This window comes from Nodosilinea sp. LEGE 07298, assembly GCF_015207265.1.
Lineage (GTDB): Bacteria > Cyanobacteriota > Cyanobacteriia > Phormidesmidales > Phormidesmidaceae > Nodosilinea.
This window is the reverse complement of the sequence record NZ_JADEXE010000206.1, coordinates 1-12542: the sequence shown is the minus strand read 5'-3', so window position 1 is coordinate 12542 and position 12542 is coordinate 1. Positions and strand designations below refer to the sequence as shown.

At 53.4% G+C, this 12542-nt stretch carries 14 protein-coding genes, 2 pseudogenes and 1 riboswitch; of the genes and pseudogenes, 9 read left to right on the top strand and 7 right to left on the bottom strand.

The genetic code is table 11. From position 1 onward, the window contains the following. Nucleotides 1-454, top strand: a pseudogene (locus IQ273_RS23010) (Rho termination protein); the annotation flags it as partial. Next, on the top strand, nucleotides 455-799 hold the full coding sequence (locus tag IQ273_RS23005) for a hypothetical protein (protein ID WP_194025493.1): 345 nt from the start codon (nucleotides 455-457) through the stop codon (nucleotides 797-799). It abuts the pseudogene before it with no gap. A 124-nt stretch (nucleotides 800-923) separates the two neighbouring features. Here the strand turns inward: IQ273_RS23005 and IQ273_RS23000 are convergent, their stop codons facing one another. Then, nucleotides 924-1208, bottom strand: a complete 285-nt coding sequence (locus tag IQ273_RS23000; RefSeq protein WP_194025492.1) for a hypothetical protein — start codon at nucleotides 1206-1208, stop codon at nucleotides 924-926. Nucleotides 1209-1790: 582 nt separating this feature from the next. Here IQ273_RS23000 and IQ273_RS22995 point away from each other — a divergent pair. The 5 genes from IQ273_RS22995 to IQ273_RS22975 all read left to right on the top strand — a co-directional run bounded on the left by IQ273_RS22995 (nucleotide 1791) and on the right by IQ273_RS22975 (nucleotide 4901). Continuing rightward, on the top strand, nucleotides 1791-2339 hold the full coding sequence (locus IQ273_RS22995; RefSeq protein WP_194025491.1) for a DUF2867 domain-containing protein: 549 nt from the start codon (nucleotides 1791-1793) through the stop codon (nucleotides 2337-2339). 205 nt (nucleotides 2340-2544) lie between these two features. Further along, nucleotides 2545-3315 carry an SDR family NAD(P)-dependent oxidoreductase gene (locus tag IQ273_RS22990; protein ID WP_194025490.1) on the top strand — a complete coding sequence of 257 codons (771 nt, stop codon included), beginning with the start codon at nucleotides 2545-2547 and terminating at the stop codon, nucleotides 3313-3315. A gap of 28 nt (nucleotides 3316-3343) precedes the next feature. Next, the gene (locus IQ273_RS35960) at nucleotides 3344-3499 is read left to right on the top strand and encodes a DUF4160 domain-containing protein (RefSeq protein WP_194025489.1); all 156 of its coding nucleotides are present in this window, start codon (nucleotides 3344-3346) and stop codon (nucleotides 3497-3499) included. Beyond that, on the top strand, nucleotides 3480-3788 hold the full coding sequence (locus IQ273_RS22980; RefSeq protein WP_194025488.1) for a DUF2442 domain-containing protein: 309 nt from the start codon (nucleotides 3480-3482) through the stop codon (nucleotides 3786-3788). Before IQ273_RS35960 ends, IQ273_RS22980 begins: the two co-directional genes overlap by 20 nt. Nucleotides 3789-4535: 747 nt before the next feature. Continuing rightward, nucleotides 4536-4901 (top strand): hypothetical protein, encoded by a 366-nt coding sequence (locus tag IQ273_RS22975; RefSeq protein ID WP_194025487.1) that lies wholly within the window; start codon nucleotides 4536-4538, stop codon nucleotides 4899-4901. A 270-nt stretch (nucleotides 4902-5171) separates the two neighbouring features. On the opposite strand, the gene hydA is transcribed toward IQ273_RS22975, so the two are convergent. Together hydA and IQ273_RS22965 are read right to left on the bottom strand one after the other, a co-directional pair. Continuing rightward, nucleotides 5172-6587, bottom strand: coding sequence for a dihydropyrimidinase (gene hydA / locus IQ273_RS22970; RefSeq protein WP_194025486.1), 1416 nt, complete (start codon nucleotides 6585-6587; stop codon nucleotides 5172-5174). Between the two features lie 196 nt (nucleotides 6588-6783). After that, on the bottom strand, nucleotides 6784-7032 hold the full coding sequence (locus tag IQ273_RS22965) for a hypothetical protein (RefSeq protein WP_194025485.1): 249 nt from the start codon (nucleotides 7030-7032) through the stop codon (nucleotides 6784-6786). A 200-nt stretch (nucleotides 7033-7232) separates the two neighbouring features. Beyond that, a riboswitch (Glutamine riboswitch) is annotated at nucleotides 7233-7321 on the top strand. A gap of 31 nt (nucleotides 7322-7352) precedes the next feature. Here IQ273_RS22965 and IQ273_RS22960 point away from each other — a divergent pair. Beyond that, entirely contained in the window at nucleotides 7353-7844 is a 492-nt protein-coding gene (locus IQ273_RS22960; protein WP_194025484.1) for a DUF4278 domain-containing protein, read from the top strand. Here the strand turns inward: IQ273_RS22960 and IQ273_RS22955 are convergent. The 4 genes from IQ273_RS22955 to IQ273_RS22940 all read right to left on the bottom strand — a co-directional run bounded on the left by IQ273_RS22955 (nucleotide 7841) and on the right by IQ273_RS22940 (nucleotide 11305). Beyond that, nucleotides 7841-8578: a biotin/lipoate A/B protein ligase family protein gene (locus IQ273_RS22955; RefSeq protein ID WP_194025494.1), complete on the bottom strand. Its 738-nt coding sequence runs from the start codon at nucleotides 8576-8578 to the stop codon at nucleotides 7841-7843. The genes IQ273_RS22960 and IQ273_RS22955 overlap by 4 nt on opposite strands. Nucleotides 8579-8631: 53 nt before the next feature. Beyond that, the gene (lipA, locus tag IQ273_RS22950; protein ID WP_194025483.1) at nucleotides 8632-9540 is read right to left on the bottom strand and encodes a lipoyl synthase; all 909 of its coding nucleotides are present in this window, start codon (nucleotides 9538-9540) and stop codon (nucleotides 8632-8634) included. 91 nt (nucleotides 9541-9631) lie between these two features. Further along, nucleotides 9632-9997, bottom strand: coding sequence for a dihydroneopterin aldolase (gene folB / locus IQ273_RS22945; RefSeq protein ID WP_194025482.1), 366 nt, complete (start codon nucleotides 9995-9997; stop codon nucleotides 9632-9634). A gap of 216 nt (nucleotides 9998-10213) precedes the next feature. After that, nucleotides 10214-11305: an RNA polymerase sigma factor, RpoD/SigA family gene (locus tag IQ273_RS22940; RefSeq protein WP_397198488.1), complete on the bottom strand. Its 1092-nt coding sequence runs from the start codon at nucleotides 11303-11305 to the stop codon at nucleotides 10214-10216. 603 nt (nucleotides 11306-11908) lie between these two features. On the opposite strand from IQ273_RS22940, the pseudogene IQ273_RS22935 reads away from it, so the two are divergent. Next, a pseudogene (locus IQ273_RS22935) lies at nucleotides 11909-12542 on the top strand (primosomal protein N'); the annotation flags it as partial.

Here is a 12542-nt window from a genome sequence, read left to right as displayed (position 1 = left end):
GTCTGGGGTATCGGGCTTTACCCTATCGGGCTTCCCTGGGCCGATGGCTGAGTTCCCTGGCCTCAGCATGTCGGGTATTTCTGGGTTAACTATGTCGGGTGTGGCGGGGCTAACCATGTCTGGGGCAGGTTTCTCGGCCTCCATGCCGCCGATTCGTCCCCGCAAGTTTTGGCTGGTGGCCGATGCTGAGCTGATCGTTTACGGCGCGACCGAACCCGATGCTACGGTGACGGTTGGGGGTACGCCAATTCAGCTGAGTGAAGATGGTACTTTCCGATTCCAGACCTCTTTCCAGGATGGCACCATTGAGTACCCGATTATGGCGGTGGCTGCCGACGGGGAGCAGAACCGCAATATTCACATGACCTTTGAGCGCCAAACCCGCGATCGCCACACCAACACGAAAGACGAAGCTCAGGAAGAATGGCCAAATGGTGAGTGGCCGAATAGTTAAGTGTTGGTTCCGGTTTCGACTCCGCTCAACCTGCAAGGTCGAGGGTTGAGCGAAGTCGAAACCCGATCACTCAGCCTGCAAGGTCGAGGGTTGAGCGAAGTCGAAACGCGATCGCTCAGCCTGCAAGGTCGAGGGTTGAGCGAAGTCGAAACCCAATCGCTTAGCCTGCAAGGTCGAGGGTTGAGCGAAGTCGAAACCCGATCGCTCAACCTGCGGGGTCGAGGGTTGAGCGAAGTCGAAACCCGATCGCCCAGCTTACGAGGTCGAGAGTTGAGCGAAGTCGAAACCCGATCGCTCAGCCTACGAGGTCGAGGGTTGAGCGAAGTCGAAACCCGATCGCCCTAGCCAAGGCTAGGCTTGTAGGCCGGGTGGCGTATTAGCAGAACCCCGCAAGACTGGCTGCTGTTGAGCTTTACTCGTTCCACCCGACCTACAAGAACTTCCAAAGTTGGACTTGGGCCTAGCAGCGCTATGCAATCAACAGCGTTTTGGTCAAAATCACCATCCACTGGCCGGGTTTTTCGGTCGGCATGGGTTCGCTCCAGTCGTTGGGGTCGGCATAGCCGAGGGCGTGGAGGATTTTGATGGTGCGATCTATGCCTGCCAAACTGCCAAAGAGCATGTGGCGCACTTTTTCGGGGTTGAGGGGCTGGCTCGCTCTGTTGTTTGCGCCAGATGGCGGCAGCGGTAGGGAACCGGCCACTGGGTTGCTTTCTTGATTGTCGTTGGCTTCTGGCTCTAGATATTCAAACATCGGTTCTGTTTCCTTGTAGTGGGTACGGAAGAAACAGAACGCGAAAACCCCAGCCACCCGCAGTCAAAGTGCAAACTGAGGGGGCTAGGGTACCATGAGCCTAGCCTCGCAATCTGCTTCGGAGATTTGCGGGGTCAGCTGTCTGTTGGTGGTAGCACACCTTCAGACAGCGCCAAGATTTTCGAGTTCTGCGAAAGCACCGCTCTGCTGAACGGCTTAACGTAAAAGAGTACTGATACAGACGCTCTCCGTCAACCGTATAGGTTGGCACGATGCTCTAGCGGCTAGTTTTAGGCAGGATAGGTCTGCCTATTTACTTTTGAGAAGGCTATTATGCAGATTATTTGCCGTCCATCTACCTCCAAGGGGCGATTATGCAGCAGATTATCTGCATATTTACTCCATAGTAGGGTTATAGGCAGATTAGATCAGTCCAATAACTTGTTATGCGCAAGTCTTGAGCGGTCACGCAGTTGAGACGCTATCGGGCAGTACTCAAAGTTAATCTGCTTGGATTCAGGGTTGGGATGGTAATTTGGAGAGTATCGTTGAAGCAATCTTCCAGGTTGAGGAGGCGAACAAATGGAAAAAATCGTTGTCCAAGAAATCGACGTTCCCAGCACCAGTCTAGCCATGCGATCGCTACCACGCCTCGACTTTGCTGATGCGTTTAAATGTCAACTTCCAGAAGATCAACCTCAAAACATAGATTCAGTGACACGAGCAATCTTCTTGACAATGCCGCAGTGGGTCGCGCAGTTATTGGAACTCCGCAATGTAATTGTTCGCCCGTTTGGTTTAAAGACATCGATTGATGCAGTTCCATCCAATAGTCAGGAAGAACTTCAACCGGGAACAGCAGTTGGCACATTTGAGATACTTGATCGTAGGCAGAACGAAGAGATTATGATCGGCGAAGATGATAAGCATCTAGATTACCGAGTTTCGATCCAATTGGAGCGTAAGGAGAAAAGATGCTGGGTTGTTGTTTCAACTGTGGTCAAGTTCAATAATTGGTTGGGTCAAGCTTATTTTGTTCCGGTTAGACCAGTGCATAAAATCATTGTTCCAGCCATGATGAGATATGGATTAGAGCGTTCAATAAGTAATGCATCAGGCAAGACGGCATAACAATCCCGTCGCACACCGACTGCATTAAGTCGCTGCATTGAGTCCAAGAGGTTATCTGCGGCGGGTGAACGGGATCGTTCGACCGCTTCGTTTTAGTCGTCGGAGCAGTGTCTCAATTTGTTTGGCTAAAACAGAAAACAGCCGTATTGTTGCATTTTTTCCAAAATCGCTAAGATTTAGTTGAATCAATCTCGTTCTAACGCTTATGTCAACCTTTGAGGGTCAAGTTGCACTGGTAACAGGCGGAAGCTTGGGGATCGGTCGTGCTACGGTGCTTGAATTTGCTGCTCGTGGTGCGCGGGTTGTCATTGCTGCTCGTGGAGTTGATCAAGGCAAGGCGTTACAAGCTGAGATAACTCAAGCAGGTGGAGACGCGCTGTACTTGCAAGCAGATGTGGCAAAAACGACAGACATCGAAGCTCTGATTTCGGAAACAGTCAAGCACTACGGGCGGTTGGATCATGCGGTCAACAATGCGGCGGCAGAGGTTATTCCTGCTCCTACAGCTGAATTATCTGAGTCAGACGTAGAGAACACACTAAATGTCAATCTTAGGGCAGTATGGCTATGTATGAAATTACAGATTAAACAGATGTTGCAGCAGGGCGGGGGGACAATCGTGAATGTTGCTTCGATTAATGGTCTAAGCGGTACTCCAACAGGTTCAATTTACAGTGCAAGTAAACATGGTGTGATTGGGCTGACTCGTTCTGCTGCATTGGAATATATTCGTCAGGGTGTCCGAATCAATTCAGTTTGTCCTGGTTTAGTCTTAACTCCTCGTCGAGAGCGCCGTTGGGCAAACTTAACACTACAAGAACAGCAAGAAGCAAAGGACGGGCTTGCTGAGTCCATTCCAATTGGTCGATGTGCAGAACCGGGAGAAATTGCCACAGCAATTATTTGGCTTTCTTCGGCGGAATCATCTTATGTTGTTGGTCAGGAATTAGTTGTTGATGGTGGTCTGTCTGCTTAGTTGTACATAAAGCGGTCGAACAACCCCGTTGCACACCGACCGAACAGAGTCTCTCTGGCTTAGCCCAGTCCGTATTCAAAATAACAAAGGTTTTAACCGCACAGAGATAAATCGTATCCAAAAGTTGGTTGAAGAACACCAAGAACAATTAGTAGAGGGTTGGAATGACTTCTTTAACGGTTGACCTACTCGAAATACCCAAGATACAGACCATCGAGATCACAGATGACACTTTGTCTGTTGATCTGTCTGACGGGCGTACTATTGCTGTCCCATTGGCATGGTATCCACGCCTCTTGCATGGTTCAGTGGAAGAGAGAAATAGCTGGCGGCTAATTGGTAGTGGAGACGGAATCCATTGGAATCAACTTGACGAAGATGTCAGTGTCAAGAACATAATCCTTGGGCAATCATCAGCGGAAAGTCAGAAATCATTCCAAAGATGGCTAAATGAGCGTCAAGCCAAGGGCTAACAAATCGTTGCAGCAGCGGAGGCAAGATTGTCGGTAGGGTATCAGAAGTTACGAAGTTACTCACCGCCGCTGAACTCAGTCGTTAGCACGATAGCTACCAAAGTGGTATAGCCGCTACGTTTTGATGAGTATACAGAGACGTTTCGTTATCGATCGCCGTAGAGCCAAGACCAAGAAGCCCTAAGGCAGAGCGACAGGGTCGCCAGAAACCTTAATTCTATTCAAAGGGCCATCGATTCCCGTTCGCACTGCGTTAACGGAGAAAAATATAGAATCAACAGTGCCCCAAACAGAATCGACGGAGAAAAATATAGAATCGACGGTGCTCAAAACAGAATCAACAGAGAAAAATACAGAATCGACGCTACTTCAAACAGAATCGATGGAGAAAAATACAGAATCGACGCTGCTCTAAACAGAATCGATGGAGAAAAATACAGAATCGGCGGTGTTCTGGAGCGAATCCGAAGGGCTTGACTCCAAGCAACTACGACATTTTGCCTATTGATAGCTTGATACATATCAACTCCCGTATATTTACAGAAGCTAGCCGAAGCTTTCATAGAGGATTAATTGAAAAGTGCATCAAGGGATGCATCATTCCCTATGTGAAAATCTAAAATTAACAATCAAACTGTAACGGCTACACTATCTACCCAAGAGGTTTTAGAAATTCTGGATCAGCTCAAAGCAGTCCGTGAGCAGCTTGCTTTCCTGGTCGGTTTAACCCCCCAAGAGCGGCGTCAAATGACCAAGATGGGCCTCAAATCCCAAACATTTACCACTCGCGCTCTAGACATGGCCGCCCAGCACATCGATATGATGCCGCGCCACCTCGATGTCGAAGAAGCCTGCCGCGATCTGGCTCTCTTCGAAGCGCTGAACCCTATTTTGCAGGCTGTAAACCACTTCAAAGAACTGCTGGAAGATACCCAAATGCTGGCCGGTAGCGAAGCCTATGCCGCAGCCCGGCTGGCCTACAACTCCGCCAAAGTGACAGGCAAAAACAGAGGACTGGATGACGTCATGGAAGATCTCTCGCAGCAGTTTCGCAAATCGCGCCGACAAAGCGCGATCGCTCAATCTCCTGCTCCCCAGTCGCAGACAGCCTAACTTACCCTGGATAGCGCTTCACAAGCCCAAACCCCATCGCCTCGATCATTGCCTTGTCGGTAATTATCGGGGCGATGGTCTTTTTAGCAGACTAATGCTGCTGTCAGTAGCTGTAGGGTGTGTTGTGGCAAAGCCCAACGCACCGCCAGGTGTGAGCTTGGTGCGTCACGCCTAGCGATGACGCACCCTACGGTAATTAAGGTGTTCTACTGCAATACCCCTACAGCCAGGCTATACAGGCAGGAGTCGCCATTAAAACCAACTCAGGGCCTATAGCACTCGCCCCGATGCCCCCCGTGGCAGATATTCACCCATGCCCGATCGCCCCAGCCAGTCATCCCCATCGACAATGCACTGGCCGCGCAGAAACACCTTTTTGACTTTGCCCGTCACCTCGCGCCCCTCAAACAGCGAATAATCCACTAGCGAGTGGTGAGTGCTGGCGCTAAGAGTGTGGGTTTCGTTGGGGTCAAACAGCACCAGGTCGGCGTCGCTGCCGACGGCGATCGTGCCCTTGCGCGGAAACAGGCCAAACATTTTGGCCGGAGCGGTGGCGGTCAGCTGCACAAACCGATTGAGGTTGATACGCCCCGCCCTTACCCCGCCGTCGTAGAGCAGGGTTAGGCGCAGTTCCACACCGGGCGCACCGTTGGGGATGCGGTTGAAATTGTCGCGGCCAAACTGCTTCGACTTGAGAATGCCCAGGGGGTTCTCATTCATGCAGAAGGGGCAGTGATCGGTGGCAACTAGCTGCAAATCGTCGAACCGCAGGCCGCGCCACAGGGCATGTTGACAATTATGATCTCTCAGGGGCGGCGTCATCACATATTTGGCCGCTTCAAAGCCGGGGGCGTCGTACTCCGATTCATCTAAGAATAAATAGTGGGGGCAGGTTTCAGCAAAGGCGTGGATACCGCGATCGCGCGCTTCCACCACCGCCTCTAGGGCCTCTTTCGCCGACAGGTGCACAATGTATACCGGCACCTCCGCCAGCTCCGCAATCCGAATCACCCGGTGGGCCGCTTCCCCTTCCATCAGGCTAGGCCGGGTGAGCTGGTGGTACTTGGGCGAGGTGTTGCCCTGCTCCAGCGCTTCTTCGATCAGCGCCTGGATCACCACCCCGTTTTCAGCGTGGAGGTTGACCATGCCGCCGTGATCACCCGTGCGTCGCATCGTTTTGAAAATGGCCGCGTCGTCAACCATCAGCACGCCGGGGTAGGCCATGTAGAGCTTAAAGCTAGAAACCCCGTCGTTGTTAATTAAATCGGGCAGCTCTGCCAGAGAGCCAGGATTAACGTCGGTGAGAATGACGTGGAAGGCGTAGTCGACACAGCACTGGGGCTCTGCCGCTGCCAAGCGCTTATCCAGCGCGGCCTTAGGGCTGTCGTTGTGGAACTGTTGTGCAAAGTCAATGATAGTGGTGGTACCGCCAAAGGCTGCCGACCGGGTGCCTGTTTCAAACGTGTCGCAGGTGTAGACATCGTTGCCCATGGGGGTTTCCATGTGCACATGGGCATCAATGCCGCCGGGCAATACGAGCAGCCCGGTGGCATCGTGGCGATCGGCATTCTCTACCGTCAGCTGGCGACCAATGGCCTCAATGCGGCCATCCTGAATCAGAATGTCACCTACGTAGTCGTCTACCGCCGTGACAATGCGACCACCTTGAATCAATACCGAAGTCATAGCAAGCCCTTTGAAGCGAAATGGCTGACGAGCTGTAGCTGTCCCTGAAGGGATAGCGCAACGTTGCTATGACTATAGTTAGAGACCTAAAGCTTGCCCATTAAATAAATGTGCAGTTGTAGGGGGAAAAGGTTCAAGGTTTAGGGTACGAAGAGCTGCCATGAACCTTACACCTTGCACCGTAAACCTCGGACCCCTAATTGCGGTAGTGCAGCTCTTCGAGCCAGGTGCGCAGTTCGTCAGCCGAGGCGTGGTCAATGGCGAGTTGAGTGATGGGGTCGTAGGCATTCCACAGGGTTTTGCCAGAGACATCGGTGGCTTTCCAAACCCGAGGTTCTGTGGTGGCGTCTAGGCGGGCCAGTACGTTGGTCCAGAAGCCTCCGAGTTGGGTGACTAGGCTGGGTGTACGGCTAGAATTGTGGATCGGCCAATAGCTGGAATTCATAACGAGATCTCCTGTTGTGTTGAGGGGCTTTTTACCCACAACACCAGAATAAATTTCTGTAGCAAAAAGTACAAAAGCTTTCTGTCATGGCTGGCATGAACAACTTTCATGGGCTGTGGCTGGGGTTTAACTCTCTGTATAGAATTGTCAAAGGCTTATATTTCCGTGAAAACGTAGCGTACTATACAGATATAAGATAAATCGTTCATCTCTCTGCCCGTTTAGGTGCAAGCCCCTCAGGCACCCTGGCAAGGAGACGGAAGTAGGGACACTCCCGAAGGAACGCGCCTCACTACGCATCGCTTCTAGGAGGCGACATTATGAAACTCACCTATCGCGGTATTAGCTACGACGCTACGCCTAACCCTGCTCACAAACTGAGCCAAACTACCGATACAGGGCACTATCGCGGGGTACCCATGGTCTTCAGCGCCATAACCGAACTGCCTGCTCAGCCCGCAGCCAATTTGGCCTGGCGCGGCGTGCCCTACCGTGCCGGTATTATGGCTCCTGTGGCTCATGCTGCTCCGATAGAAATACCAGCTGTTGCGGCTAGTCTGGCGGCTTCAGGTGTAGCGGCTGAAACTGTGTCTACCAGCACGCCCCAGGCTACCAGTATTCCTGATTTGGCCCGAAACCTATTTATTCGTCGTCACCAGCGCAGTCGTCGTCGCGAACAGGGCATGATGGTGCGGCTCGCCGCTGAAGTCGGTATTCCTGTAGAAGACGCGGCCCACTACGAAAGCCACATTCAGGGCAAAATGCCCCACGATTTCTCTGGATACGATCGCGGCTCAGCAGCCATGAGCTAAGGTCGAGACGATATGGCAGTTGGCTCGGAGCACTGGCACTTCGGGCCATTTTTTTGGGCTAGGGCGTAGATTTCGCCCCACTCTTGATGCGTCAACGGCTGGGAAATGAGTTGAGCCTCAAAACAATTTTGGGCGGCCTGGGTTAGCGATGCAATTATCTGGGATAGAGTTAATCCGTTTTGCATCGCTAACTGAGCCTGGTTCGGGGGCGGCCCTGGCGCTTGAAACACCTGCCGCCACAGCTCTGGGTCAGAATCGAGACTTATAGATCCATGCTGTAACAGGTAGGCACCGCGTCGCAGTTGAGCGCTGCCAATGACTTTGTGACCCTGAAAGTCGACCAGGTCGGCACTGGTGGCTAGGGCAAAGCAGTTGTAGGCACGGACATAGTCTCGGCTTGGCTGTCCAAAAGCTAGGGACACACCCAGTTTTGCCCAACCCTCAATTAAGAATTTGCAGAGGAAGCGGTAGACTTGACTCCGGCTGCCTTCGACCTCAGACGTGATTAGGGCATAGGTCAAATCGCCCTGGTGCAGCACGCCGCGCCCGCCGGTTGGTCGCTGCACGAGATCCACCGGTTGCCCCTGCCAGTTCAGGTTTTGCCAGTGTTTAGGCATCTGTCTCCGCTGGCTAACGCCCAGCGAAATCGCCGCAGGGTTCCAGTTGTAGAACCGCAGGGTGGGCGGGTGGCCGTGGTGCTGGTGCTGGTCGAGCAGCCAGGTGTCGATCGCCATCTGCACTGCACCGGGCGCTTCTAATAGAGGAATCAGTCGCCAGTGAGTTTCGCTCACGGCGCTTCCCCAGCGTGGTAGGAGCTGCGCACCAGCGGACCAGAGCGCACGTGCTCAAAGCCGAGTTCGCGAGCAATATCCCCCAATTGATCAAATTCTTCCGGTGTCCAGTAGCGATCGACCGGGCGGTGATCGAGCGAGGGGCGCATATATTGGCCCAGGGTGATGCGATCGCACCCCACCCCGCGCAAATCTTTCATCGCCTCGATCAGCTCGACCTCAGTTTCGCCATGGCCCACCATCAGCCCCGACTTCGTGGGGATGGAGGGGTCGAATTCCTTTACTAAAGAGAGAACTCGGAGGGAGCGATCGTACTTGGCCCCGCGCCGCACGGGGTCTTGCAGTCGACGCACGGTTTCTAAGTTGTGGTTGTAGCAGGCGGGTTTGGCCGCCACTACGGTTTGAACCCGCGCCGCTTGTCCGGCCTTACGAGTTGGCCCACCCCAAAAATCTGGGGTCAGCAGTTCGATTTCAGTATCAGGATTGCTCTCTCGGATCGTGTCCATGACGCGAACAAACCACCCCGCCCCGTGGTCGGGCAAATCGTCCCGCGCTACTGATGTCAGCACCACGTAGCGCAGGCCCAATAGACGAACGGATTCGGCTACTTTCTCCGGTTCGTGGGGGTCGAGGGTCATGGGCGCATGGCCTTTCTCCACCTGGCAAAACGAGCAGGCGCGGGTGCATACCGACCCCATCAGCAAAAAGGTAGCGGTGCGGTTGGCGTAGCATTCACCCCGGTTGGGGCAGCGGCCCTCTTCGCAAATGGTGTGGATTTGCCGCTCTTTAACAATGCGCTGCACCGCCGAAATTTCGCTGGCATTGCCAATCGGGCGACGCAGCCAGTCGGGCATGCGCTCTAGCTCAGCCCTAAGCTGCTGACGCGAATTTGTTGTAGAAGTCATTAGCCACCGTAGGGTGGGCACTGCCCACCAAATGCTTTGCCGCCAGCAGGATAAACTACCCCACGAACTCAGGGAAAACGACCGTTTGCCCCTACCGAATTCTATCGCGGCTAATCTCAACTGCGACCTGGCCCGTGTAGTCGGGGATAGGCGGGGTGAGTTTAGTTACTTTGACGGTAACGCGCTGTAAACGCGAATCGCTCTCTAGAGCTGAGATCGCGATCGCCCCCGCCAGCCGCTCAATCAGCGCAAATTTTGCTTTGCGGATAATCTGCTGGGTGCTGTTGATCACGGTGCGATAGTCGTGGGTGTCAGCAAGGCGATCGCCCTGTGTGGCCATCGCCAAATCTAAATACAGACTGATATCGGCCTGAAACCACTGGCCCAACACATTTTCTTCGGGCAGTGCCCCGGTATAGCCGTAGGCGCGAATGTTGGTGAGGTGAATGGCATCCATAACTAAGAGGTTGCTTGATCAGGGCAGGTATCGGATTGCGGCAGCCTGATCCCCAAAACGTTGCTGTGCAGGTTCCAACTAAAACCCCCCTTATTAAGGGGGGCAGGGGGGATCCTAGAGGGAAACTTTGTGGGGAGACAATCGGCTACCAGAAGGCAAACAACTGGAGGGTAAGGACCAGAGGGTAACGACCAGAGGGCAAACAACCGTTTGCCCCTACTTGGTGAGCCAGCCTTTGAGGCGGGCAGCGACCTGAGGTCGCCGCAGCTTGCGCATGGCCTTGGTTTGGATTTGGCGCACCCGCTCTCGCGAGAGGTTAAAGATGCCGCCCACTTCTTCGAGGGTGTGGGTTTCGCCCGTGGTGAGGCCGTAACGCAGGGTAATAATGTCTTTTTCGCGTTCGGTCAGCACCTCACCCAGCACGCTGGTAATTTCCTGGCGCATCATGTTTTCGCTGATTTTAGACTCCGGCGTTTGGGTGCTGCTGTCTTCGAGCAGCTCCATCAGTTCGGTATCTTCGCCTTTGCCAACGCGATGGTTTAAAGAGAGCGATCGCCTGCGCACCTGCTGTAAACTTCTGAGCTGATCGACCGATACATCTAAGGCATCGGCCAATTCTTGCTCGTTAGGGTTGCGCTGTAAATCGCGGCGCAGATCGCGGTGGGCTTTTTTGAGCTTGTTTAGCTTTTCCACAATGTGGATCGGCAGGCGAATGGTGCGGGCATCGTTGGCGATGGTGCGGGTAATGCCCTGCCGAATCCACCAGTAGGCGTAGGTCGAAAATTTGTAGCCTTTATCAGGATCAAATTTTTCGGTGGCGCGGTTCAGACCCAGCGCGCCCTCCTGAATTAGATCTAGAAAAGGTACCCCACGGTTTAAATAGCGCTTCGCGATCGACACCACTAGCCGCAGATTAGAACGAATCATTCTGCGCTTAGCGGTACGGCCCTCGTGCAGCTTTTGGGTAAACTCAGTCTCGCTGATCTTCAATTTCTCGACCAGTTCTTGTCGGCTGGGTTTACGACCCAACTCTTTCTGAAGTTTTTCGCTGGCTGTTTCGACCTTAGATAAGAACCGCACCTGCCGAGCCAGTTCGATTTCTTCGCTAGGTTTTAGCAGTGGATAGCGGGCCATCTCTTTAAAGAAAGCACCGACGGCATCGTCAGTGAGGGTCTTGCTGTAGCCCGACAACCCCATTTCTGACATCGCCTCTGACTGAGAAAACTTAGCCAGCACCTCCCGATCTTCGTCCCAGGCGGTGAGGTCAGGGACGATTTGGCTATCCGCAGCGGAGACTTTTTCAGCCATCCGATTTAGGTCGGTGTCGAACCCATCTATGGATTCGTCGGGCCAAGCAATAGAACTGTCTCTGTCAGAGTTATATGTAGTAGTCATGGGGTAAATAGAACTGTATACCTACAGGTCGAAGCATGCAGATTTGGGGCATGTATATTCGGGTTGCCCTGTCGACGGCAACCCCTTACAAAACGACTGATCCCGGAGTTGGATCTTAGACTTATTTTGTGAGTCCACAATACGGATATTTTTGTGAATTCCCAGGCAATGTAACATTTCTTTGGCAACTTGCGTAGTGTAACAGCCAAATCAAAAAATGAACCGAAAATATAAGAGCAACTTAAAAGGTTTTTTGCTATCCTCGGATACTTTGCCTAGGCATTGATCAGAGTCTAGGGATAATCACTATTCCTTTCGGTAGAGCCAGTTGCTGTTGGCCTAACAGAGATCTCTCCACTTTCTCTGTTAGGCCTTGAGGGTAGGTTTTCCACAGGGTGGAAAAGTTTTCCACAGAAAATACGTTGTGGAAAACCTGATTGCTGCGGGGTGACCAGCCGTCAACCTCTCACGCGGGCTCGTACACTGGCATAGGTGATATAGCGTGGTGTAGCAAGCGTGGGCCTTGGTGAGAGCAGTGTCCAGTCCCAGTGGGTCAATGTTTTGGTGGACTATGGTGGCCAGCCCGCCGAGTATACCTATGCGGTGCCTATTCACCTAGCGGTGCAGGTGGGCGACATTTTAACGGTGCCCTTTCGCCACCAGAGTATCGGGGCGATCGCGCTTTCCCTTTCCACTACTCCGCCCGCCAACCTGGTGCCTGCTCAAATTCGCCCGGTAGAAGGCGTGGTCGAACAGCGATTTTTTGCCCCTTCCTACTGGGCGCTGCTGCAGCGGGTGGCCCACCACTACCAGGTGCCGCTCATGCAGGTGCTCAAGACGGCGCTGCCGCCAGGGCTGCTGGCCAAGTCGCAGCGAAGATTGCGGTTGAGGCGCGATCGCACCACCCCGCCCCTGCCCAATCCTCTGGCGACAGGGCTTAAAGATCTATTAGATGATCTCCAGCGATCGCCCGCTGGCGACTACACCTGGCTCTATTTGCAGCGGCGCGGCCACAGCTATCGGGTCATGCAGCAGCTGATTCAACTGGGCTGGGCCGAGTCGTACCTGGCCCCACCCCAGCCGCCCCAGGCCAAACAGCGCCAGGCCGTAACGCTGGTGTGTGGCGACACACTACCCCCCGATTTAACCC

What these genes read in the sequence shown, in the direction of transcription:
- IQ273_RS23000 (WP_194025492.1), bottom strand. Translation starts at nt 1,208, where the DNA reads ATGTTTGAATATCTAGAGCCAGAAGCCAACGACAATCAAGAAAGCAAC.
- IQ273_RS22995 (WP_194025491.1), top strand. Translation starts at nt 1,791, where the DNA reads ATGGAAAAAATCGTTGTCCAAGAAATCGACGTTCCCAGCACCAGTCTA.
- IQ273_RS22990 (WP_194025490.1), top strand. Translation starts at nt 2,545, where the DNA reads ATGTCAACCTTTGAGGGTCAAGTTGCACTGGTAACAGGCGGAAGCTTG.
- IQ273_RS22980 (WP_194025488.1), top strand. Translation starts at nt 3,480, where the DNA reads ATGACTTCTTTAACGGTTGACCTACTCGAAATACCCAAGATACAGACC.
- IQ273_RS22975 (WP_194025487.1), top strand. Translation starts at nt 4,536, where the DNA reads ATGACCAAGATGGGCCTCAAATCCCAAACATTTACCACTCGCGCTCTA.
- hydA (WP_194025486.1), bottom strand. Translation starts at nt 6,587, where the DNA reads ATGACTTCGGTATTGATTCAAGGTGGTCGCATTGTCACGGCGGTAGAC.
- IQ273_RS22965 (WP_194025485.1), bottom strand. Translation starts at nt 7,032, where the DNA reads ATGAATTCCAGCTATTGGCCGATCCACAATTCTAGCCGTACACCCAGC.
- IQ273_RS22960 (WP_194025484.1), top strand. Translation starts at nt 7,353, where the DNA reads ATGAAACTCACCTATCGCGGTATTAGCTACGACGCTACGCCTAACCCT.
- IQ273_RS22955 (WP_194025494.1), bottom strand. Translation starts at nt 8,578, where the DNA reads ATGGCGATCGACACCTGGCTGCTCGACCAGCACCAGCACCACGGCCAC.
- lipA (WP_194025483.1), bottom strand. Translation starts at nt 9,540, where the DNA reads ATGACTTCTACAACAAATTCGCGTCAGCAGCTTAGGGCTGAGCTAGAG.
- folB (WP_194025482.1), bottom strand. Translation starts at nt 9,997, where the DNA reads ATGGATGCCATTCACCTCACCAACATTCGCGCCTACGGCTATACCGGG.
- IQ273_RS22940 (WP_397198488.1), bottom strand. Translation starts at nt 11,305, where the DNA reads ATGGCTGAAAAAGTCTCCGCTGCGGATAGCCAAATCGTCCCTGACCTC.